The organism is Lentisphaera profundi, from assembly GCF_028728065.1.
GTDB classification, from domain to species: Bacteria; Verrucomicrobiota; Lentisphaeria; order Lentisphaerales; family Lentisphaeraceae; genus Lentisphaera; species Lentisphaera profundi.
Genome location: NZ_CP117812.1, coordinates 1,746,877 through 1,771,738, shown reverse-complemented (window position 1 = coordinate 1,771,738; position 24,862 = coordinate 1,746,877). Strand labels below are relative to the sequence as shown.

General features: G+C 38.1%; 17 protein-coding genes. 13 read left to right on the top strand and 4 right to left on the bottom strand.

What is annotated here, in order from left to right; genetic code table 11:
* Positions 1–37 precede the first annotated feature (37 nt).
* Positions 38–1,330 carry a sulfatase-like hydrolase/transferase gene (locus PQO03_RS18230; protein WP_274152358.1) on the top strand — a complete coding sequence of 431 codons (1,293 nt, stop codon included), beginning with the start codon at positions 38–40 and terminating at the stop codon, positions 1,328–1,330.
* Between the two features lie 33 nt (positions 1,331–1,363).
* Positions 1,364–2,344, top strand: coding sequence for an alpha/beta hydrolase (locus PQO03_RS18225; RefSeq protein ID WP_274152356.1), 981 nt, complete (start codon positions 1,364–1,366; stop codon positions 2,342–2,344).
* Positions 2,345–2,569: 225 nt separating this feature from the next.
* Here PQO03_RS18225 and PQO03_RS18220 read toward each other — a convergent pair whose 3' ends face one another.
* Entirely contained in the window at positions 2,570–4,675 is a 2,106-nt protein-coding gene (locus PQO03_RS18220) for a protein kinase domain-containing protein (RefSeq protein WP_274152354.1), read from the bottom strand.
* Positions 4,662–5,261, bottom strand: coding sequence for an RNA polymerase sigma factor (locus PQO03_RS18215; RefSeq protein ID WP_274152352.1), 600 nt, complete (start codon positions 5,259–5,261; stop codon positions 4,662–4,664). Before PQO03_RS18215 ends, PQO03_RS18220 begins: the two co-directional genes overlap by 14 nt.
* A 197-nt stretch (positions 5,262–5,458) precedes the next feature.
* Between PQO03_RS18215 and PQO03_RS18210 the strand changes: the two genes are divergently transcribed.
* From PQO03_RS18210 to PQO03_RS18195, 4 genes are all read left to right on the top strand, one after another.
* A complete protein-coding gene (locus PQO03_RS18210) occupies positions 5,459–6,721 on the top strand; it encodes a DUF1552 domain-containing protein (RefSeq protein ID WP_274152351.1) in 1,263 nt (420 codons plus the stop codon).
* Between the two features lie 11 nt (positions 6,722–6,732).
* The gene (locus PQO03_RS18205) at positions 6,733–9,339 is read left to right on the top strand and encodes a DUF1592 domain-containing protein (RefSeq protein ID WP_274152349.1); all 2,607 of its coding nucleotides are present in this window, start codon (positions 6,733–6,735) and stop codon (positions 9,337–9,339) included.
* 204 nt (positions 9,340–9,543) lie between these two features.
* Positions 9,544–10,305: an SGNH/GDSL hydrolase family protein gene (locus PQO03_RS18200; protein ID WP_274152348.1), complete on the top strand. Its 762-nt coding sequence runs from the start codon at positions 9,544–9,546 to the stop codon at positions 10,303–10,305.
* 56 nt (positions 10,306–10,361) lie between these two features.
* The gene (locus tag PQO03_RS18195) at positions 10,362–11,042 is read left to right on the top strand and encodes a 2OG-Fe(II) oxygenase (RefSeq protein ID WP_274152346.1); all 681 of its coding nucleotides are present in this window, start codon (positions 10,362–10,364) and stop codon (positions 11,040–11,042) included.
* A 644-nt stretch (positions 11,043–11,686) separates the two neighbouring features.
* Here the strand turns inward: PQO03_RS18195 and PQO03_RS18190 are convergent.
* Entirely contained in the window at positions 11,687–13,792 is a 2,106-nt protein-coding gene (locus PQO03_RS18190) for a serine/threonine-protein kinase (RefSeq protein ID WP_274152344.1), read from the bottom strand.
* 5 nt (positions 13,793–13,797) lie between these two features.
* Positions 13,798–14,385: an RNA polymerase sigma factor gene (locus tag PQO03_RS18185; RefSeq protein WP_274152342.1), complete on the bottom strand. Its 588-nt coding sequence runs from the start codon at positions 14,383–14,385 to the stop codon at positions 13,798–13,800.
* A 150-nt stretch (positions 14,386–14,535) separates the two neighbouring features.
* On the opposite strand from PQO03_RS18185, the gene PQO03_RS18180 reads away from it, so the two are divergent.
* The 7 genes from PQO03_RS18180 to PQO03_RS18150 all read left to right on the top strand — a co-directional run bounded on the left by PQO03_RS18180 (position 14,536) and on the right by PQO03_RS18150 (position 24,708).
* Complete coding sequence (locus PQO03_RS18180; RefSeq protein ID WP_274152340.1) at positions 14,536–15,381, top strand: prepilin-type N-terminal cleavage/methylation domain-containing protein; 846 nt, start codon at positions 14,536–14,538, stop codon at positions 15,379–15,381.
* 176 nt (positions 15,382–15,557) lie between these two features.
* Positions 15,558–15,842, top strand: a complete 285-nt coding sequence (locus tag PQO03_RS18175) for a hypothetical protein (protein WP_274152338.1) — start codon at positions 15,558–15,560, stop codon at positions 15,840–15,842.
* 4 nt (positions 15,843–15,846) lie between these two features.
* Positions 15,847–16,941 carry a sialate O-acetylesterase gene (locus PQO03_RS18170; RefSeq protein ID WP_274152336.1) on the top strand — a complete coding sequence of 365 codons (1,095 nt, stop codon included), beginning with the start codon at positions 15,847–15,849 and terminating at the stop codon, positions 16,939–16,941.
* Positions 16,942–17,018: 77 nt separating this feature from the next.
* Positions 17,019–17,420, top strand: a complete 402-nt coding sequence (locus tag PQO03_RS18165; RefSeq protein WP_274152334.1) for a hypothetical protein — start codon at positions 17,019–17,021, stop codon at positions 17,418–17,420.
* Positions 17,421–17,429: 9 nt separating this feature from the next.
* A complete protein-coding gene (locus tag PQO03_RS18160) occupies positions 17,430–19,649 on the top strand; it encodes a lactonase family protein (protein WP_274152332.1) in 2,220 nt (739 codons plus the stop codon).
* A gap of 850 nt (positions 19,650–20,499) precedes the next feature.
* Entirely contained in the window at positions 20,500–23,388 is a 2,889-nt protein-coding gene (locus PQO03_RS18155) for a DUF1588 domain-containing protein (RefSeq protein WP_274152330.1), read from the top strand.
* Between the two features lie 3 nt (positions 23,389–23,391).
* Positions 23,392–24,708: a DUF1552 domain-containing protein gene (locus PQO03_RS18150; protein ID WP_274152328.1), complete on the top strand. Its 1,317-nt coding sequence runs from the start codon at positions 23,392–23,394 to the stop codon at positions 24,706–24,708.
* The last annotated feature ends 154 nt before the right edge of the window (positions 24,709–24,862 follow it).

Sequence of the window (24,862 nt, the reverse complement as noted above, 5' to 3'; positions counted from 1 at the left end):
GTACAAATATTATGTGCATAAAAACCAAGGGTGAACAATGTTTAAATATCTACTTCTTTTGTGCTGCTCTTTTGCTCTAAGCGCGAAAGAAAAACCAAATATCATCCTAATCATGGCCGATGATATGGGCTATGGTGAATTGTCTTGTACCGGCCATAAAGATTTCAAAACCCCTCATTTAGATAAGATGGCAAAAGACGGTGCCTTACTCACTGACTTTCATTCCAATGGCGCGGTTTGTTCACCTACTCGAGCAGCTTTAATGACCGGTAGATATCAGAATCGTTCGGGAATTGAGGGCGTCGTCACAGCGGTGGGACATCGCCATACAGGACTCGATTTAAAAGAGTTGACGATGGCAGAGGCCTTGAAAGCTCGTGGCTATAGTACCGCGATGTTTGGTAAATGGCATTTGGGCTATGATCCCAAATTTAATCCCGTTCATCAGGGCTTTGATCATTTTAAAGGTTTTGTGAGTGGCAATATTGATTACTTTAGTCATATCGACCAAGTAGGGCATGAGGATTGGTGGATACGGGATAAAAAAGTAAAGACGCCAGGTTATTTAACGGAAATTATTACAGATTATGGTATTGATTTTATAGAGCAGAATCAAGAGAAGCCTTTCTTTTTGTATTTAGCTCATGGTGGACCTCACTATCCGTATCAAGGGCCTAATGATGGCGCTTACCGTACGCCTGGCAATCCCGAACCAATCTATGGCGCAGTAGACGATAAAGAACGTGCTTATAAAGATATGATGGCATCAATGGATGCCGAGATTGGTCGAATATTGAAGAAGGTAAAAGACTTGAAGCTCGATACAAAGACTTTAATCATTTTTTGCTCAGACAATGGCGGTACTGGCAAATACGGATCGTCGAACGCTCCTTTTCGTGGTACAAAGAATACTTTCTATGAAGGCGGTCACCGCGTGCCGGCACTATTCCTCTGGCCCGGTAAAATAGAAGCGAATCAAACAATCACAGATCCAGTGATGACGATGGATTTTATGCCGACTTTGATGACTCTTGCAGGAGAGCAAGATATAAAGAACTTAGATGGTGTAGATTTGAGTTCACTGCTGCTTAAAAATAAAGCCTTAGCTCAACGTAACTTGTTTTGGAAAAAGGGAAAAGATTTTGCTGTGCGAGAAGCTCATTGGAAACTAATGAGCCACAAGGGGAAGCTAGAGTTATTTGACCTAGAGAAAGATAAAGCAGAAAAAAATGATCTCAGTAAATCCAATGTAAAACAAGTTGAGCACATGCTTAAACTTTATCGTCAATGGGAAAAAGATGTGTGCTCAGGCGTCGCCCCTAGAAGCTGAAAAATTAAATAGTTAACCAAACCAGGAACTCTAATGAAAAAACCTCTCACAACTGCATTGATCGCGATGATTTTTGTTTTTAGTCACACTCTAGCAACAAATGAATTATTTGCCGCACCCAAGAAAAAGACTAAGGTGGAGAAATATTCCTGGACCTTGGGATATACACCAGATAAGACAGTAATATTCTCCAAACCAACTGAAGGAAAGCCTTTGAAGTTGGATATGTTCCTGCCGTCAGATAATTCAGAACGTGCAGATAAAGGCTGTGTTATTTTCTTCTTTGGTGGTGGCTGGAGTGGGGGTAATACCGATCAATTTTATGGCTTCGGTAAATATTTTGCTTCAAGAGGCTTAGTGGCAATTTCGGCTCAATACCGCACGAAAGCTAGTCATAAAGCAATTCCCAGAAATTGTGTAGAGGATGGCAAAGAAGCGATTCGCTATGTGCGTACTCATGCAAAAGAATTAGGAATTGATCCGGATAAAATCATTGTTGGTGGAGGATCGGCAGGCGGCCATGTTGCAGCAGCTTGCGCCATGTGTCCAAAAATTGATGCCAAGCCTGAAAGTTCAGTATCCTGTAAGCCAAATGCCTTGATGCTATTAAATCCTGTATACGACAATGGTCCTGATGGCTATGGTCATGACCGCGTAACAGAGTACTGGAAAGAGATTTCACCTTTCCATAATATTGTATCTGGCCTTCCGCCAACGATAACATTCTTCGGGGATAATGATAAGCTTACTTCAGTTGAGGTTATCAACACCTTTCAGAAAAAAATGGTAGAAGCGGGAAATCAGTGTGAAACTCATGTTTATGAAGGCTCAGGTCATGGCTTCTTTCACATTCAAAAGGGCGGTAGAAAAATATTTGAAGATGTACTTGTGAAAGCGGATGCCTTCTTAGTTAAGAATAACTACCTATCTGGAAATAATACAGTAGTCGAATGGACCGCTAAAAGTATCGCCAATCTTCCTGCACCGACTCCTAAGAAGAAAAAGAAAAAATGAGAGTTTTTTAGTCTAAGGATTTGGGAGAAGTTGCGAGTCCTACACAGTCGGCTCAATGACTTCTCCAACTCGGAGAAGAAGTATAGGACTCGCAAGCATCATCTTAAGGCTAAAAATGGGGATGTCTATAAGTGATCAAGAAATAAACTAAGGTAATGAGTTAGTCACCATTATGTGTAGTATTTTTATAAGCCGTGATTATAGAGAGGAATGCTTCAAATTACTTTACTCAATAATGATTTCGATATCTTTTCTTTTGTTGAGTCGCTTTAAATGATCTTCGGGAATAGGGCCCGTTAGATAGATTGTTTTAAGACTATTGGAATGCAAGAGGGAAGAAAATTTTTCGAAATTCGTCTCTCTCAAATCAAGGCTTTCCAAGTGAGGGAAATTTTGAAAAATAGGCCATTTATTTAAGTTGCTCCCACGTAAACTAAAGGTTTTCAGAAGGGGATGATCTTGTGGGGAAATAGACAAACTGGGGGAAGTTTCTGATTGTTCAATAATTAATTCAATCAAGTTTCTAGTAGTTTTTAAAGTATTCACTTTCCCATTGTAAATACTTAATTTTTTAAGTTTAGTCAAATGATTAAGAGAACTCTGGACTTGTGAATTAGGTCCTAAATACAAATTTTCTACTGGTAAGCCACAGAGGATATTCAGGGACTTACTGGCAGTTTTTAATTTAATTTCGAGATTTTGATTATCTAAAATTTGAATGCTATAAACTTGCTTTGAAAATTTTGAGGCCATAAACTTTTTAAAAAATTCAATTTGCTCATGAATATTTTTTGTGGAATAAACTTTTTCAAAAAGAGCAAGCGCGACGGTACCTTGTTTGACATTGGAAGCGAGATTTAAGTAATCATCATCATTTAATTCTCTTTGTTGACTCAGCTTTAAAAAATGATCGCTAGCTTCTAAAAAATGAGCTATATCCGGATAGTTAGGGTCTTGTTTTTGAACTTCAATGAAAACCTCTTGAGCTTTTTCAAATTCAAGCGTAGCAAATTTTAAGCGTGCGTAACGAAAGAGGATTTCCGGGTCCTTTGAATCCATTCTCATGAGGAATTCCATACTGCGTAGAGCTTCCGAGAAGTCTAAATCGTTGACATAGCGCCTTTGCTCAATCAGAATTCCTGGCTCGAGCTTTTTAATGAGCTTATCTTTTTCTAAGGTTTCTAGCTGTAAATCTGCGAGTGCTTGTTTAGTTCGCTCAGTTTCTTCAAGGGCAATAGCTTCACTTCCTTTGATTTCACTAAAGGAATAGAGTGTGAGTGTGAGTATTATGAAAGAGGCTATTAAGCCAAAAAGACATAGCTGTTTATGACGTTTAATAAAGAACTGCAGGTGTGTTATGGTACTAGGGCTTTCTGCAGAGTTGGCAAAGCCATCCAAATAAGAGTTGATATCGTTATTTAAACTTTCCACGGTCTTATAACGAACTTCAAGATTTGTAGCACTACTTTTTCCGATAATTGATTGAATCGATTTGGGTACTTTTTTAAGGTTGTCAAAGGCTTCACTTTGTGGCATTGCGCTTGTCAGTAAGCAACGCAAAATTATACCAAGTGAATAAATATCGGCTTGAGGTGATGGCGATGTTCCATCTCTACTTTCAGGGGCCATATAGTCGGGTGTACCACGGGAATGACTTTGGAGATAGGGTTCAATGGCCTCGTGGAGCTTAAGTTGTTGTTCGCTGAGTAAGCTGGCGTTGAAAACACGCGCTAAACCCCAGTCAATAAGCAAAATTTCCCCGAACTCACCAACGTGAATGTTGGCGGGCTTCAAGTCTAAATGAACGACTCCTTTGGAGTGAGCATAGGCGACTGCATCGATAATTTTTTTAAAGATTTCAAGTAGGGATGGGATAGATTGTTTTTGAGCACTTTCAGATTGTTTTTTTAACCAATCTTGCAGGTTCATACCACGAAGCATCTTCATCGAGAAGTAGGGGGCTTGTTGATCATTAATAGCGACTTCATAGACTGGGACAATATTGGGGTGCTCCATGCGTCCCGTCGTCCAAGCTTCGTTGATAAATAGTATTTTTTGTTTCAGGTCCTCACTATCAGTTTTCATAGAAGCAATAGCTACTTCGCGATTCCCCGAAGGATCCCAAGCTTTCTCAATGACTTTCATTCCTCCCTCATCAAAAAGATTGATGTCGCGGTAGTTTTTGAAAGATTGTGGAAGAAGAGTCAGTATATTTGTATAGGTTTTACCCTCCTGAGATTCTTCTTCATGAACTTCCATCAATGATTCTTTTAGGAAATCAATGCTTTGGGTAAAGTTGTCTTCGAGAGAAGGTTCTTTAGAGGAGTTCATTTTTCAAACGCCGTATTTCGACTTTTAATCTATCTTTAACTCGTTTTTTATGAGCATAGACAGTTGAAGTTTTAACCTTAAGTTCTTCAGCAATGAGCTCGACATTCATACCTTTAGAAAGCATTTCAAAACCTTTCAGCGTCACTTGATCAAATTCATTAGTGATGTTATTCCATGCTTTTTTGAGTAAGTAACTTTCCCATTCTTCGGTAATGATTTGCGATAAATCAGAATTTAAGGAAAGCCCTGCAGCATCTTCAGAAGGACTTTGTAAGCGGGGGATTTCACGGTGCTTTTTTTTGATGTAATCAGCAGCCTGATTCCTCACAACAGTTGCGAGCCAAGATCTGAATTTACCACGATCTTTATCTAGCTCAAAGGAAGGCAGTTTGTTCCACATTTTGAGCAGTACGAGTTGTGAAATATCTTCAGCTTCACTGGTGTCCATATTCATTCGTCGTAAGATATTGTAAAGATATTGCTGGTAATAGGTGCAAAAGTCTTCCCAAGCGTCTTGGTTGTTGGCTTGTTTAATCCGTTCAAGCAAGGTGATGCGAGTTTTCCATGGATCGTTTGACGTAGACATGTTATTAAGCCTTTGATATAGAGTGTCAGTTCATAACACTAAAAGATATTCTATTATAGTCAAGGCATATAGAAATCAAACACATTAAACAGAACTGTATAAAAATTAAAATATACAAAAAAATATTAAGCAGCTTCAAGATTCATTTATTTGTACGGTACCACTAATAAAGAATTTAAAAATCAAGAGGCCTAAATATGAGCAAGAACTGGAAAATACCCCGTAGAACATTTTTAAAAGGTTTAGGTGCCTGTATGGCATTGCCCGCTTTAGAAGTTATGGGTGATGAAGCCGTGAGTTCAGAATCTCCCAAACGTTTTCTTTCCATGTTTATGCCCAATGGCGTTTATCCCCCCAACTGGGATATGACAGGTCTTGGTAAAGGCTTAGCTTATTCGCCTATTTTAAAACCTTTCGAATCATTTGATGATGATATAAATATTATCTCTGGTCTCGATTCAAGTGGTAAAGGCCATGTCGAAATGACCAACTCCTTTCTTTCAGGTGTATCAAGAGATAAAGCAAAGACGCCTTCGATTGACCAAATGATCGCTCAAAAAATTGGTCAAGATACACGCTTACCTTCTTTGGTGGTCGGCACGGAGCCGCCCCGCGGTGGTAAGGTGATGGCCAGTACAGTTTCGTGGAGTTCTGTAAGTACAATGATTACACCTGAACTCAACCCGCAAAACATTTTTGATTCCATGTTCAAGTCCTATGATACGCCAGAAATGCGTCATTTGATGAATCGTCGTAAGAGTATTATTGATGCGGTATTTGGGCAAGCGAAGGATTTACGTAAAAACATTAGTTCTGCGGATCGTGTGAAGTTTGATGAATACATTAGCGGAGTTCGCGAAGTTGAACGTCGAATTGAAAACCTTATGAATCCAGCTAATAAATCAAGTAAAACGACGATGCTAAGACCGGGAAGTGATATTCCACGTGATCGTAACGAGCACATGGATTTACTTTGTGACTTGATGGTATTGGGTTTTATGACTGAAACTACCCATGTTGGAACCATTATGATGGGGCATGGTTTTAGTCGCAAATCCTTTACTTTTCTAGATGGTGTTTCACTTGATCATCATACTATGAGCCATCACAAAAATAAAGAGAGCAATTACGATCAATATACCCGAGTATCGCAATGGCATGCTGAGAAAGTAGCTCGTGTTCTAGCGAAAATGAAAAATGTAAAAGAAGGAGATAAAACCCTTTTAGATAATTCCTTAGTTCTTTTTGGCGCGGGTATGAAAGATGGCAATGGCCATATTAAAACTGATTTGCCCCTCATTTTAGCAGGTCGTGCTGGTGGTGCAGTGAAAACTCAGGGGCGTATAGCCGATAAAGCAAAAACCCCTTATGCGAATCTATTGAGTTCAGTTCTTGAGGCCTACGGAATTAAAAATAAAGGTTTTGCCGATAGCACTGGCAAAGTCGATATTTTAGCCTAAGGAGTTTAAGTATGAATAAATATATTTTATTAACGTTCGGACTCACTTCTATGCTTCAAGCGAAGGATATGAGTCATCTAACTTACCAAAAAGATATCGTCCCTATATTAGATAATTACTGTTATAAATGTCATGATAGTTTGGATGAGAAAGGTGGGATTGATTTCGAACTCTTTGAAGATGATCCACAAATTGCCCAGAATATTGAAATTTGGAAGAAAGCCATTGAACAGGTTCACACCGGTGAAATGCCGACAAAAAAACCTTTTCCTACCGAGGCAGAACGTCAGATATTAGTTGACTGGCTTGATTATCAACTAAAGAATATTGATTGGAATAAGTATAAAAATGCAGGCAACGTAAATATCCCACGACTGACCAAAGAAGAGTATCGTTACACAATTCAAGACCTCTTTGCGTGGGATTATGATGCTTCAAAAAAATTCAATGAAGATGCAATCGGCGAAAGCGGATTTAATAATGACCGCGATGGGCTGTTTTTATCCGCTACTCAAATGGATAAATATTTTGTTGCTGCGGAAGATTTAGTGAATAAGTATTTTCCCTCAAAAAAAGTAAAACCTTTGAGCATGAGTAAGAAAGCGAATACGCTTTTTAATACAGATGAAAGTACCAAGTCCGATGATCTAGGTTATTTTATCTATCGTGATCAAGATACATTATATTACTATCAAACGATTGAAACTTCTGGAGTTTATGAACTCTCAATAGACGCCCATGGTTATCGACCAAATAATACGACAATGGTTGCCATAAAAGTTTTAGTCGATAATCAGCTAATAGGTTCAACATGGTTAAAATCACGAAATGAATTCTCTGGTGACTACAAAATTTTACTCTATTTGGAAGAAGGCAATCGTCAGATCAGTTTTAATGCGATCCCTTCTAAAGTTCCGCAAGAACTGGCGAAGGCATCACCTACAGGAGATATTTACCAACCGAAACAAATGTATCCAAAGCCAACACTAGGCAGTGTGGCGATGCGAATTTCTGAACTAAAAATCGAGGGACCTTTATATAAATATCCTGAAGGTAGTTTATTGGCGAGTACGATGCCCACTCGTGGAAGAGGAAAAAGTCCTAAAGTCGATAAAAGTAAAACCAAGAAAGCAGCAAAGGAAAAATCGGTCAAAGACAAGAATATTTCAGATGTCGCAGTGGTCGCTGCAACAGACACCTCAGGCAGTGCTGCTCCAGTATTAAATCCCAAGAAAGGCCCTGGTGGAGTCGAGTGGATTCATCGTGCACAATATTTGAAGCTCCCAGACAAGCCCGATTATGCGAAGCTTAATATTGCCAAACCCAGTACTAATGTATCTCCTCGGCAAGCTGCGGAGATTATCGTCAAAAACTTGGCCAGCCGTGCTTATCGTCGTCCAGTAAAAGATCTTGAATTGAGCAAATTATTGCAGATTTATGATTCTGAATACAAGCTTCGTAAAAGTTATATAGAGGGGCTAAAAGGTGCTTTTATTGCGGTCTTAGTCTCACCTCAGTTTCTTTATCGCATCGAATCTTCACGTGAAGGACTCCAAAAAATGGGTGACTATAAATTAGCCTCTCGTTTATCGTACTTCCTATGGATGTCACTACCCGATGATGAGCTTATGAACCTTGCCTCAAAAGGAAAATTAAGTGATCCTCAAGTTATGGAGTCACAACTTAAGAGAATGCTACAAGATCCGAAAGCTAAAAGATTCACCTCGCTTTTTTCGAGTCAGTGGCTGACGCTTACTTCTTTGGGGCGTAGTCGAACTCCTGATGCAAAAAAATATAAACAGTTCACACCCGAACTGATGGATGATATGGTGGCGGAGACAGAAAATTTCATCTCGGCAATACTTATTGAAAATAAATCAATTCTCGATATCCTTGACTCTGATTACACCTATATGAACGAAGATTTGGCAAAGTTTTATAAAGTCAAAGGTGTAGTAGGAGATGAATTTCGTCGGGTTCAAATAAAAGATAAAAACCGTGGTGGTGTATTGGGTATGGCGGCCGTTTTAACAGCGACTTCACAACCACTTCGGACTTCTCCTGTAGATCGTGGCTTATGGGTCTTAGAGCGTCTTTTAGGTAAACATCTTCCTGAACCACCAGCCAATATACCTCCCTTGCCAGAAGGTGCAGGAGTAGGCAAAGCTAAGTTGACTTTACGTCAAGAATTAGAGAAGCATAGAGATGATCCAAACTGTCGCTCCTGTCACGATAAAATTGACCCTATTGGTTTTGGACTCGAGAACTTTGATCCTATTGGCAACTATCGTAAAAAGAACGGTAAGAATACTATTGATTCCAATGGAGTACTCCCCAGTGGAGAGGCTTTTTCAAATCCTCATGAATTACGCAAGATTTTAGTGAAACGCAAAGCATCTTTTGCAAGAACTTTTAGTGAGCGCATGCTCAGCTTTGCCTTGGGTCGTCAACTTCAGTATTTTGATGAGCCAGTCATCATGAAATTGACTGAAACTCTTTTAGAAAATGATATGAAACCCCAGCCAATGCTTTTGGAGATCATAAAATCTTATCCCTTTACACATAAAGAGAGTGAAGAACTCAAAGAAGATAAAAATTTGGTGAAGAGTTTTAAGTAATTTTTATCCATGGGTGAATTCTTGTTGGATAAGAATTCATCCGTAAAGCATTATATGTTAATCTAAGTAATTCAGCATGTATAAACTATGCTTAGATTTATTAATGATGAGTGTTGTATATTGTAAGATTATTGAATAGAGATCAGTATAATTAAAATACATTGCAGCCATTTCAAAATATAATTAAAATCACAAGGGATTTCCATGAGTTTATATCGTTTATATATTGCCATTTTTATTTGTTTGAATGCCCTCAATCTATTTGCAGCACCAGCGACTAAGCCAAATCCTAAAGCGGCAAGTGATAAGGCTTATGTTCCCGAAGAAGGTTCTGCGGAAAATAAAAAAAAGAGAAAATCGAAAAAATCCAAAGTTGATCCCAGTCTGCCGATGGTGTTAATTATTGGTGACTCCATTTCTATTGGCTATACCAATACTGTTCGTAAAAAATTAAAGGGTAAAGCAAATATTAGCCATAATCCAGGAAATGCTCAGGGCACAACTCTAGGTGTCGAAAAACTTGATTCTTGGATAGGAGATACGCAATGGGATGTCATTCACTTTAATTGGGGACTTCATGATTTAAAGCGAGTTAAAGTGGCGGGGACGAGTGAAAACTCAAATGAGGCCAATGACCCTCAACAAGCTGACTTAGCACAATATACAAAAAACTTAACTTTATTAGTTTCAAAATTAAAAGCGACAAATGCAAAGCTTATTTTCGCGACAACTACACCTTTTCCTGCGGGAGTAAAACCCTATCGTGACCCCATTGATGCCGGTAAATATAATACTGTGGCAATCGCAATCATGCAGAAAAATGATATTACAGTAAATGATTTGTATAGCGCCGTAAATACAAAATTAAGCGATTTACAAAAGCCTAAAAATGTTCACTTCAACACTGCGGGTTCCGCATTCCTGGCTCAAAAAGTTGTAGCATCAATTACGGCTCAATTACAATAGGGTATTCAGTTACCTCCTTGCTTTGGGATTATCTAAAAATATAAATGGTAGTTTCTATGTACTTGAATGATGAGAGCGTCAACGTTCCTGCTCTATCTAGGTATCGAGAGTCTTTATCAAATTCTTGTCCCAATCATATCGTGATTGATGGCTTATTTGATGAAGACAAGCTGAATGAAGTAGTGAATATTTTACAGCAAGAGGATTATTGGCAGACACAAAAGCACACTTACTCGGCTTTATATGTAGATGATAATCAATGGCAGCAAGCCAGTAAAGATGAGCGCTTTGTTCAGCGAGGTATTTGGCAATGCGATGAGCTTAGTGGCAATAATGCTCAGGACTTTTTGTCATTTTTGCGAGGGGATGAATTTATGTCAGTTTTATCCTGTATCTTTAATGTCCAATTAACCGACATTACTGTGGAAGATCCAGCTATAAATACCAATTACTTTCGTTTAGGTGCTAGGGATTTTGTGGAGCAACACGCCGATGACTCACCGGGAAGGGAAGTTTGCATGTTATTGTACTTAAATAAAGATTGGGCTGAAGCAGATGGAGGTGAGTTGGTCTTTATCGGTGAAGATGATGCGCCAGTTCGTATTGCACCTTTATTTAATCGCTGTGTTTTATTTGATCCTTCCTCAAAAGGCTCTGAGCACTGGGTGGAGAAAATGAACCCTAAGAACACCGAAATCTATCGCTATAACATAACGAGTTGGTATTGGTCGGTATAGTACTCACAGACTTAGGATATCCTCTCATCAAGAAGCAAATCACTTGTCACTCAATCCTGGGATCGCCAAGCACCAGCTTGGCCTTATCACCACTCCTCAATCATTCAAACTCCCCCTGGGATCGCCAAGCACCAGCTTGGCCTTATCTACTCTCCTCAATCATTCAAAATTCCCCTGGGATCGCCAAGCACCAGCTCGGCCTTATCTATTCTCCTCAATCATTCAAAATTCCCCTGGGATCGCCAAGCACCAGCTTGGCTTTTTTTTGTCCTCAATCAGTCTAAGTTTCTACATGTATGCACAAGTTCGAACATGTACACGTACCTTCTGACGTAGCTAAAATAATGGTGGAGGCTAAAACGGCGGGTGAAGTTCCCCTTTCTGAAAAGTATAAATCATGGACTGTTTTTCAGCTTACTGAAAGGAGATAGGGAGGATGTCTATACGGAAATAGTTCCAGGTGTATCTTCAAAGACTTTTTGGTGCTATCAGGACTTGACATGATATAATCTTCTTTGGAGAAGATCTCTGATCATAGTTGTTGAGTGTATTAGCCAAAGCCGTGAGTGTTTGCGCTGTTTCAAATGGCCAGCGGGGACCATCCCACTAATACTCAACGCCCGTTTTGTAATCTATAGTGAAAATTAGTTCTGAATAATTTTTACTTTCTTGGGTACACTTTCCAGAGCTTCTTTTGAGAATTGCCCTTTATGAATTACTAGTTCTTCTAATAAGTTAAGTTTATTCAATGGACTTAAGTATTGCACTGAGGTATGGCGAATGTTTAACTTAGTTAAACGTCTAGGGATATTTGTAAGCTGGTTTACTGTTGTGTTTGATATATCAAGAGTGTGAATTTTTGATAGATATTCAAAGCCTACTTCAGTTAAGGCTGAATGACTGGCATCGACCTCTAGCAGAGGCATGCCTGTAAATGAAGAAACATCAGATAGCTTGGTATGGGATATATTGATTCGAGTTGCGGGGAAGTTTCTAAGGCACTTGGCCCAGACCATTTCCTTATTATTAGAGATATCAAGATAAGTCTGCTCAGGATTATAGTTAAAGTTTAATGCAGTCAATTTAGGGTTAAATATCTCGAGGAATTTTTGAGTGTATTTTAATCGTAGTTTAAGTGGGCTATTTTTTTTGAAAAAAGAATAAGAAAAACCATCCAGAATAATAGAATGATTTGAGTAGTACTCAGTATAAAGATTGCGAATTATCTCCAACTTAATATTATCAGTGAGTGATTCTTCCTGATTTAGGTGTGTGTGGGCTATTTTGTAATACTTTTCAATAATACCATGACCCTTTAAACTACTGTCATTGAAACCCTGTTGCTGTAAAAAGCTCAATGCATTAGTAAACTGAAATTGACTGACTAAAAGTCCTGCTTTAATTTCGATCGCTTGATTATTTTTAGGATTTAGGATTAAGGCCATATTTATATTACTCTCAGCTGAATCAATCTCAGATTGATTCCACGCTTTAACACTTTTATAAATAAATTGAGGTGCAGAAGTTTTACCCCTGCGCTGACTTTTTATTTTTTCTGAACGGTAACGGTCTGCTAGATCAAGAGCTTTATGCTCTGATACACGTGCGGCAATAGTGGCTTGTTCTGCCTTATTTTTAGCAATATTAATATTTTTAATAAAAATGGAAGTTGATAAGATTAATAAAAATATAGCGCTTAAAAATATACTAGTTATTTTTTTATTTCTTTTGATGAGTAGCGTCAAGGCTTTTAAAAGAGTGGCATCCTCGATACTGGTTAAGTAACCATCTTGATAAGCTTCTATGTCATTTTTAAGGGCATCTACACTAGCGTAGCGGTTCTTGGGATCATTGTTCATAGCTTTTAAACAGATGGCTTCAAGTCTTGGTGGGACAAGGGTGATTGCTGATGGTTTTTTAAACTGCCCATTTGCAGTGTTTTTGAGAAGAGTTTTAATTTCTCCTTGGAAAGGTATATCACCACAAAGAATGACATACAGGCTAACGCCCAATGAGTATATGTCAGTCCAGGTACCATTATCAAAATTGGTGAGACCAGTCTGTTCTGGTGCCATAAAGCCTGGGGTTCCCTTTATCTTCCCATGCAGAGTCATGTTATTGAGTATATCTGAATCACTGATTGGATCCTTAGAGAAGCTTTGATCATCAATTATTTTACCAAGCCCCCAGTCGCAGACTATGACTTCACCAAATTCACCAACTTGAATATTGTCAGGCTTTAAATCTAGGTGAATGACACCTCTTGAATGAGCATAGGAAATTGCATCACAAACCTTCACGAAAATAACTAATAATTCAGCTAAACTAGACTGCTTTTTTTTAAGTTGAGAGCCAAGATTTTCACCATTCTTTAAGTCCATGGTGAAGAAAGGCCTGCTAAATTCATTAAGGCCTATCTCATGGATTTTTATGATGTTTGGGTGATCTAATTTTGCTGTTAATCTCGCTTCTCTTAAAAAGGGCTCAAACATTTTTTCTGGTGTCACATCGTGTAATTTTGCCATGGCAATGATGCGATCGGCATGTTGATCGTAAACAGAGTAAATGGTTTTCATGCCACCACGAGCTATTTCAGTAAAATCTTTATATTTAGAGGAGCACTCTAACTCATCATATATTAATTCTGTATCGGGGATATTTTCTTTTTTGAAAAAAACTCTTAGTCTAGGGTCAGCATTTATGAGTGCTTTTTGAGCAGCATCTTGTGTTTCTTTTTGCCCCTTTCTCATTGTGATCAAAACTCTGTTTGATTTCGAATGAAGTTTATTTCTTCATGTAATCGTTTTATGAAACGAGTTTTCATTTTGTAGACGCTATCAGTACTAATCTCCAATTTTTCAGAAATAACATCAACTGACATATTCTCAAGACTCATACTAAAAACTTTAAATGCATTGTCTGAAAATAATGGTTTTACTTTTTCCAATGCCAGAGAAGATGCATAAGTTTCCCACTCGGCTTGAATATGTAATTCGAGTTCGTTCTGTGAGTCAGCCGCAAGTAGCAGGCTGCCTTCGGGAGCTAGCAATAGCTTTTTTCGACCTTTCTTTTCTGAGTGATTAATAACTGTATTGCGAATAACCGTGCTCAACCATGTACGAAACTTGGCTTTTTTATGGTCATAAGTTTGTAGGTTTTTCCATAACTTTATGAGGATATCTTGGCGTAAATCATCACTCTCTCTTAAATCAAAAAGTAAACGATTTAGAACCATTTGAATAAAACTATCGTAATACGTCACAAAATCTTCCCATGCCTGCTCATCATTTGGATCTGCGGCCCTGAGTAGTAGAGTATGTCTAGTGTGATAATTATTTTTCATTTCATGACGTTACGGCCATCAAAGACTAAATACAAACTAAAGGTAAATTAAATGGTATTGTCATGTAATATAATGATTGACGTCCAATATGAAAAAATGCCTGTATATGGAAATGTAACTCAACTAAAAACTTTATTCAGGACTTAAATTATGACTATGCGAAATATGAAAATTAAGGAGTCTAAAGAGGGCATTCATCGCTTCACTTTAATCGAACTTCTTGTCGTAATCAGTGTTATCGCAATACTGGCAAGCTTGCTTTTGCCAAGCCTCTCAAAAGCACGTAAAACAAGCAAGATGGCAGTCTGTGCGAACAATCAGAGGCAATTGTTGTTTGCCAATACCATGTTTACCTTGGACAATGATGGGTTTTTTCAAAATCAGAATCATCTCGGCAAGATCTCATGGGAAGATAGTATTTATACCTATTTGAATCTTGATTGGACTGGACCGAACGGCAATGTCTTAAGGAGTAATACTTCTGAATCACACACCAGGATATTCAATTGTCCATCAGACCCTTCTTTAGGTTTGTTTGAAAGTAATTATGATGAAACAGATATAACGACAGATTTGTATCCGAAAAGCTACGCAGCATCGGAGCATTACGAGGGTTTGTGGAATGGATTTTACCCCGGGCTTATTGGGGGGATGTATCCTGAAAATGGTGGTGTTGGTGTGCAGCTTTCCACTGTTACAATGCCAAGTCAAACACTACTCTTTTCAGAATTGTGGAATTATGATGAGTCCGGTAATAAAGGGGCCGCCAGCAATCTACTAGGCGGTTTGTTTCACAATCATTCTGCTCGATATGATTATTATAATGCTTATAAAAACTCATATTCGAACTATGAATATTTTAATGCTCATGGAGGAGGAAAGGCCAATATGGCCATGTCTGATGGTCACGTGGAAGTGAAGAATGGCAGGACTTTGGTGGAAAGAATAGTTCCAGGTTCACGGGCAGGCGGTACCTGGTTTGATCATAATAAATAAATATGTTTCCATCTGAGATCCACGTGGTCAACTGCGTTAACGCGACAATTCAATGTTCGATAGTACACAAATTCAAATCAATTTAGAAGAAATAGGCGTAAAATGGGACAGCTTCACAATGGTGTTAAAGTTAAGGATTGTGCTATTGGAAATCCTTAGTCGAGAAAGTTTCTAATATGTTTAAGATCTTTGCGGCACTTGGTGTAGTGAGCTGTTTTAGCCATAGCAATGCTTTGGCTCAAGAAGAAGCCGACATACTCATTGCAGACTTTGAAGAGAGTCGTTTTAGCAAATGGCAGCAAGAGGGAGCTGCCTTTAAATTACCTGAAAGAAAAAATCTTTCTGTTAGTCACTTAAACAAAATCACTTTTAGTGCAGAAGTTTCTGGGACAGATAAAGTCCTCATAAATAAGTGCAAAGTTTATCCGATGAAATCAATTTTGAAAAAAAGCGGAGAATAAAAAAATGCAGACAAAACGTAAAACATATCTATTATCACTCTTGCTGGTGTTTATGACTGCATCACTCCAAGCAGAAGTTAAAATCCCAGCTTTCTTTAATGACCATATGGTTCTCCAAAGAAATATTTCTGTTCCTATATGGGGTTGGGCTAGTCCTGGTGAAGTGATAAATGTAAATTTTGGGAATCAAAGTATAAGTGCCAAAACTAATGAAAATGGCAAATGGATGCTTAAACTTAAGCCCATGGAAGCCAATCTAAAAGGTCAGACATTGACCATTGCTAATCATAGTATTAAAGATGTTTTAGTGGGTGAAGTCTGGATATGTTCCGGTCAGTCCAATATGCAGTGGCGTCTGGGGGCTGCCTTTAATTCAAAAGAAGAAATAGCAGCGGCTAAATACCCCGCTATTAGACAGTTAAACCTTACAAGAACTGCGGCCAACCTTCCACGTACTGATGTTAAAGGTGAATGGAGTGTCTGTTCGCCGGATACAGCCAAGGATTATACCGCGGTTGGTTATTTTTTTGCACGATCTCTTTATGAAAATCTAAAAATCCCCATAGCTATTATCGATGCAAGCTGGGGCGGAACTGGAATTGAGCCTTGGATTCCAGAGCTTGGTTTTAACATAGTTACAGAATTAGAGAAGGAAAAAATCGAACTTGATAAGAGTCTGCCAGTTAACGAGGAAAACAAAAAGCAATGGAATGACTATTTAGATAAAATGGAAATTTGGCTTCCAGGGGCGGAAAAACGTGTTTCTCAGGGAAGCCTCCCACTTAATATCCCGGACCGACCAGATAGTAGGATGCCGGTGTCACACCACGGTATGACTAAAATATTCAATTCCATGATAAACCCAATTATTCCTTATGGCATTCGTGGAGTTATATGGTATCAGGGCGAGTCAAGTTGGGGCCAGGGTGATTATTACTTCTTTAAGAAAAAAGCCTTGATCGAGAGTTGGCGTGAACTTTGGGGGCAAGGAGCATTTCCGTTTTACACAGTGCAATTAGCTAATCTTCATAAGTATAATGAAAAAGCGGAAGGGGGGATGGTTACGCAAAAATTCGTGAAGCTCAAAAGCGTTCCTTAGAACTTCCTAACACAGGACTTGCAGTCACTTACGATATTGGCAATCCGGTTAATATTCACCCTCAAAATAAACAGGATGTGGGCAAGCGTCTCTCATTGTGGGCACTTGCCAAAGAATATGGAAGAAAGGAACTTGTCTATAGTGGACCTCTCTTCCAAAAGCTCCATAATAGCGGAGCTGAAGCGATTGTTCATTTTAGCCATATAGGTAGTGGTCTTATGGTCGGCGAGAAAAAAGGTTTAGAAACGACAAAGCAAATTTCATCAAGTCTTGAAGGTTTTGCGATAGCTGGAGAAGATCAAAAATGGTATTGGGCAAATGCTAGAATCAGTGAGGATGGAAAATCAGTAATCGTCAGTTCCGATAAAGTCAAAAAAGTTATGGCGGTTCGCTATGCTTACCGATGGAACCCCATTCACAGCAACCTTTATAACCGTGAAGGACTACCCGCAGCGCCTTTTAAATCGGATAATTGGTAAGGAAAAACTATGACTAAAAAAATAAACATGATGAAAATAATTACTTTCTTTCTAACACTATTTATATTTTCGACCAATGCAGAAGTTAAGTTGCCGGATATTTTTTCAAATAATATGGTTCTCCAAAGGAATAAAGAAATACCTATTTGGGGCACGGCCTTAGCCAATGAAAAAATTAAACTTAGTTTTGGGACTCAAGAAGTCGTCACTACTGCGGATGAATACGGATGTTGGAGCGTAAAGCTTAAAGCCTTAAGAGCCAATTCCAAAGCGCAAGTTTTGAAAGTCAATCACTTGAGGATACAAAATGTACTCATAGGTGAGGTTTGGCTCTGTGTAGGAACGGCGAGTATGGATTATCCATTACGCAAATCACTAAAGGGCACGAATGAAATCAAGAATGCGGATAATTCATTGCTTAGATTGGCCTCTGTCACTAAACAACAATCACCTCTACCCAATAAAAATGTGGAAGTGAAGTGGAAGGCCGCCGATTCAGATCATATCAAAGAATTTTCTGGGCTGGCGTATTTTTTTGGAAAAAAACTTAATCAAGAAATAGACGTGCCTATTGGCATAATCCAGGCAAGCCAGGCCGGTACGCCAATGACTTCTTGGATTCCAGCTGAAGCTTATCGAGATAGTCCTGAGCTCAAGTGGGGAATTAAACAAATATACGATGGCAGGCCCTCAAGCGAACTTGGCAAGAAAAGCTGGCAAAAATACCTCAAAGATATGAAGCTATGGCTACCTCAAGCTAGGAAAGCACTGGCCAAAAATCAAACTCCTATAGACCGTCCAGAAATACCTTCTGAGCTATGGATCACCAATATTGTACCCACTAAAATGTTCAATGGTATGATTCACCCATTGATTCCATTCTCTATACGTGGTGTAATCTGGGATCAAGGAAATGTTAGGAAACCCAAGGAATTATTTAATCATCAAAAAGCACTTATAGTTAGCTGGCGTAAGCTTTGGGACGAGGGGGAACTGCCCTTTTACTTTGTGGAACCATTAGTTAACTCTGAGCCAAAGGATCTAAAGACTGAAGTCCAGAAAGCCATTGAAAAGTGTTTATCAATTAAAAATACCGCTATGGCAATAAGTGCAGACCTTCAAACAGCAAATCCTAAAGCCCCACAAAATAAGCGAGATATTGGGCTGCGCCTAGCTCACATAGCTCTTCAAAACGATTACCAAAATGAAATAAAGTCCGGACAGGTTAAGGCTATTCAAGTCGTCATAGGCACGGGCTCTGAAGGAGTTTATTCAGCTAGTTTTAATAAAGAAAATGGCAATTTTAGTAAAGCGACACCTCTTTTTGAAAAACCGGGTACGGTACTCGTCAAGACCTCAGTTAGTGGTCTTTTATATACTGCGGGCAATACTAAGGCGGGTGGCGTTCTTAAATCCTTCCTAGAAACTGAAAAAACAGGAGAAATTCGAGATTTGCCAAAAGATCCTTGTTATATGGCACTAGATAAAAGCTCAAGATTTGCCTTTACCGCAAATATTCATGGTAACTCAATTTCATCATTTTCACTCAAAGAAGATGGTTCTTTGGATAAGCTTGTTCAGCACCTGGAAATCAAAACTCCCCAAAAAGGCTTTGCACCTCATTGTGTTATACCGTCTCCTGACAATAAATACCTTTTTGTAGCTGATATAGGAGGAGGGAGAATCTGCCGAGTGAAATTCAATAAAAATGACGGCTCAATGATTTATGATGGTGAGATAGTTTCAAAGAACTTTAATGGTCCCAGGCATCTGGTTTTTGGATTTGAAGGTAAGTTTTTATATCTTTTAAATCAAATGGGAGGTGCCGTAACAGTCTTTAAGTATGAGCGTAAAGACGGAAGTCTTCAAGAGATTCAGCATATTTCTTGCCTAGCGAAAAATTTTAAAGGAAATAATCATTCTGCAGAAATACGTATCCACCCAAGTGGAGACTTTCTGTATTGTACGAATCGTGGACCTGATAGCATCAGCCTCTTTAAGAGAGATAAAAATAACGGGATGTTAAAATTTATTGAAACCGTTTCCAGTGGAGGAAAAACACCCGTAAGCTTCATTATTTCCCCAGATGGAAAGTACCTGCTATCTTGTAATATTCAGTCGAATAATATTTCACTCTTTAAAATCGATCTAAAAACTGGATGTTTAACAGCGTCTAGTGAGTATATTAATGTGCCATCTCCAGTATCATTAAGCTTCCGTTCCCGATGATGTTAAACTATCACTAAATCAATGAAACCTACTAGGGATTGAGTATAAATGTAAAAAGATGACGATACACAAGCATAAACATGTTTTTCCTATGGATAACTTGATTTTATCAAGGTTTTTTTAATCGTCATTAAATTTTATCAGAGGACTACCATTCACGATTTGGGAAGAACGGGATATAGAGCTTGGAATTATTACCAACGAGGGTGGTTCACATAATATGAAAATATTAAGTCAAGTTTGATAAACGATATCTAAAAAATCCCGCTGTTTTTATCTGTTCAGAAAGTGCCGAATCAGAAGATGAGCTCTCGCATTACAGGAACTATGTGTTCAACACTCACCTTCAAACTTATCGACTATCAGCAACAGAGGAAGTCACAAGTATCCGAATTGAATATTTATCAAAAGTTGCGAAAACAGTGGTGCTTTGTGAATCTAAAGATCTGCCTGTTTTTTTGATCCAGAGTTAGAAGCCCTTGAGATCAGGCATGAAGAGTCGAAAACTAAATTATTTTTTGCTGATGCTCACAGCAGTAAATTAAATCGGGCTAAGTTTTATATAAATTTCTAATGACTTGTCTGGGAGATACTTAAGACTGTATGGAGTAAAGGAGGTAGCTTTACATTTTAATAATCAAAAGTGCTTGCTACAAATTTTTTAATTAAATAAATATGTGATACATCCAAAAGTACGTATATCCCGGTATATGGAATAAACTCATTTTTATATAGTAGTCAATTTCATAATAGAAAGACTTAGAACTTAACTCGCATAGAAAAGGCAAACGACAAAACTAGCTGTGTTATAGAGAGTGTTTAATAATAGATTTTTACGGTTATAAATTTTATGGATGATAGAATACGATTTAACTGTGCCGGTTGTGGCATTGAACTTGAAGCTCCTAAAGAAATAGTAGGAGTTCACGTTCGTTGTGATCAATGTGATACGAAACAACCGGTATTATATAAAAATCAAACGGCTGTTCTAAGTCAAAAAAAGACTAAGAAAAGTAGTTTCAAAGTTTCGAAAACTCGAAGTAAGCGAATCAGAAAAAATAAACAAAAAAAGAATGTAGCCATACACTCAATTTTATTAACATTTATTTTAGCAGCTGTAAGTCTTTGGTTAATATTAAAAGAAAAAAAGCCTTTAGAGCGTAAAGCCTTAGAAGTGATTTCTCTAGAGAAAACTGTTTTTGATGAAGAACAAGGAGTGAAAGCTGAAGTAGATATTCAATTGGAGCCCTTAAGAATAGAAGAGATTGATCTCATAAGTTCATCAGAGCCCTCAAGAATAGAAGAGGTTGATCTGATAAGTTCATCAGAAGTATCAAGTATACAAGTAAAAGACCAGTCAACAGTAAAGCTCTCAAGTTCAATAAAGCACTTTATTGAAAAACGTTGCCAGGACTGTCATGGAGAAATAAAACAAAAAGGTGACCAACGCTTTGATAAACTTCCTGATGTACTGAATAAAGCTCATAGTATTCAATTGTTGCAAGATATTTTGGACACCGTTAATTTAAGCGAAATGCCACCAGAAGATGAGCCGGATATACCACATGAAGAGTTGACCAACTTTATAGATGAACTGACACAAACGATTAGAAAAGCAAAAGATTATACTCAAAATAGAGGCCTTAATCCGCCCATACGATTTTTAAATAAAAGAGAATTGAAACTAACTTATCGTGACCTTTTAGGTGTCAATACAAGTCTAGATCATATTCCCGATTCACCAGAAATCAGTCGATTCGATACAATAGCTCAAGATCAGCTGTTTAGTGAAGTTCATTGGCAAGCATCCTTTAATGTTGCCAAAGCTCATTTGGAAAAAGCATTGCTAAGCGAAACAAATAGTCAGGTCATTAAAATCAAGTATGAATCAGAAACTAACAAGATTAAAGATTTTCAAAAGAGGATCAAACTATGGCCTGATTTAATAATTAAGAACACCGAAAAGTTAGAGTTGGAGACGGTTACTCAGCGACGGGGAAATTTAAAGAACCTCATAAAAAGGCTAGGAAATGAGCTTGAGTTTGCCAAGCAGAATATCAATAATCCACTTTTTAAAACAGGAGCGATTTATTCTGAAAGCACTCCTATTATGACCTTGTTAGGCAAGAATATTTACAATTTTGATAAAATTAAAGAAGGTCGATACCGACTTAAAATTCGTTGTGGAACCATCCATACTAAGCCAGATCAACAATCATTTATAAGTACCGCATCTCATAAACAATTAATTAATCCAGAATTTCAACCTTATGAAAACTATTATCAAGAAGTAACAGGCACATCAAGAAGTCCTGAGGATTTATCCTTTCATTGGGATTTTGGGGAGCAGAGTAGTGGCCGTCAATTAAGAATTGATAGCGATGCGGAAATATGGATAGATTGGATTGAACTTGAAGGTCCACTAAAATCAAAATATCTAGCTCAAGCAGAAATAGAACTATTGAGTCAGTATAGTGAATGGGATATGGCAAAGGCCGTTAAAATAGTTGAAAATTTTGCTTTTAAAGCTTACCGAGGTCGAAATATAAGTTCCGCTCAACTGGAGCAAATAAAAGACCATTTACTCAGCCAATCTAAGTTAGAGGCAGATCCTCAGGATGCACTTGTCGATGTGCTGGCAGTGATACTCTCTTCTCCAGAATTCATCTATATCGTTCCCGAACTTAATAAAAACAATAAAAACTTAACGGCATTGAGCTTTGTAAATAAGCTTTCTTACTTTTTGCTAAGTTCTCAACCTGATTTACAACTTCAAAAAATGGTGGTCGCAAATAAGAGTCTCAGTAAGAGAGCCGTCTTTAAAGAATGTGACAGAATACTGGACTCAGAAAAAATCTTGCCTTTTATTGATTCCTTTGTTTTTCAGTGGTTAGAACTCTCCCGCTTTATAGCTTTGACCCCTACGATTCACGCACAAAGAACGAATCTCATAAAGTGGCCACGAAAGAAATTTTATATGCTACGTGAATCAACGGAAGCGATGAGATTTATTATAAGAAATAACCGTCCAATAACAGATTTACTGAACCCGGACTACAACTACGTAAATAATACTCTGGCAAAATACTATGATTTACCAATTTCAAATAAAAAAGGCTTTTCCGCTCGAGCTTTAGTGAAATCTAGTCCACGGGGAGGTATTCCAAACCATGCATCATTTCTGATGATGACTTCACGAGGGAATAGAACATCACCTGTAGAGCGTGGAGTTTATATTATGAGGAATTTACTTTTCAACCCACCTGCACCTGCACCACCTAATGTACCAGATTTATCTGCCTCTAGAAAAAAAACGATTGAAGAAAGGTTTGCTTTGAAAAAACTAAACCTATCCGAGAGTAGGAAACTTATGTTATTTCATACAAAGCAAGCTCAATGCAACTCTTGTCACCGTAGCTTTGATCCACTGGGTTTTGCACTTGAGGGTTTTGATCATTATGGTGCTTGGCAAGGAGAGAAAATCAATGTCAAAAGTAAGCTTCCTTCAGGGCTTGAACTCGATGGTGTGAAAGGTCTAAAAAAGTATCTTGTGAGCCGGGAAGAACAATTTGTCAAAGGTTTTATAAAAGCATTAATGAGCTATGCGATTCACCGACCTATCAGCATTGTCGACCAAGGTGAAATTGATACGATTTATAATGCGAATAAATCTTCAGGCTTTAAAATTCGCAATATTATCAAGTCTATAGTGGCATCTAAAACTTTTAGAGGATCATGAATTATGAGTCATTCATCAAGCATTAACAGAAGAAGTTTAATAAAAGCTGCGGGCTTAGGTGCGCTACTTCCTATGTTTGAAAGTAGCGCCTATGCTAAATCTCTTAAACCACCTAAAAGAGTCATCTTTATTGGCTATGGTTATGGGCATTATGATCAGGGATGGTTTCCAAATAATGTCTCACAGAAATGGCATTGTAATAGTCAAGAAAAAGTTAAAAAACTCGAGTTAAGTTCAAGTTTGCAGGCATTAGCTCAGTATAAAAATGATGTCTCACTTATAAGTAATTTATCACCTATTCATGCTAGGTGGCCTCACGCTGGTTGCGATACATTTTTGACCTGTGCTAATCCAGATTCAAATCCTTTGAGACCTTTTACTAATACTGTATCGGTGGATCAGGTGATCGCCAAAGAAGTAGGTAAATACACCCGCATAAGTTCAATGCAGATTAATGGACGAACAGGTAATTATGATGGTTGGGGAAGGGGTGCCTCGATGTCTTGTAATGAAAGTGGAGAGTTTTTAAATGGCTTGAATACTTTAGGTGATATATATAGAAGATCATTTGGCGACCCAGAGCTCACTGTGAGTGAAAGAAGAAAGCAGCTTAGTAAGCATAGAAGTTTATTAGTCCTCTCGAATGGAGGGACCAAATCATTGGCCAAGGTTATTTCAAAAGAGGATAAAGAGAGACTTTCACAGTTTACAGATAGTTTGAGAAGTATTGAAAAAAGAATTCAAAAAGATATGGCTTGGGCAGATAAACCCTATCCCAAAACGAATTTTCAAATCCCTTCGGGCTCACTAAATGAAGAAGAGAAGATCAAAACATGTTTTGATCTGATAACTGAAATTTTTCGAACTGATTTAACCCGTGTCATTAGCTATAGAATGTCATCAATTGGTTTATTGCAGCAAATGGGCCATCAACAAAATACTCACGCCATGAGTCATTGGGCAAAAAATAGTCAAGATTTGCAATGTCAGATTGATCGCGATAAAAAATTGGCGGAATTATTAGCATATCTCATTAGGCAACTAAAGAATACTAAAGAAATTGATGGCTCAAGCTTGCTAGATAATACGCTTATATTTTTTGGAACTGGCATAAGAGTTCATCATGTGGTCAAAAACATCCCTATGATAATGGCTGGGGGTGGAGGGATAGGGATGAAACAAGGTAAACACTACAGTTTCAAAGAGAATGTCACTCCGCTTGGCAACCTATGGCTGAGTACAATAAAACACTTTGGTATTGACGCTCAGCAATTTGGCGATAGCAATAATGAACTTCACAATATATTCAAGGCTGTTTAAATAATAAACACCAAGCTTATTTGATCCTAAGTGGAAAAAGTCTAGGTAAGTCCTTAAGCGATTAGCAAAAGAGCAAAAGAGCAAAAGGTAAGAGCGTTGGATTTATCTGAAAATCCGGAGAATCTATTCTAGATCAACATTTTAAATTTCATCC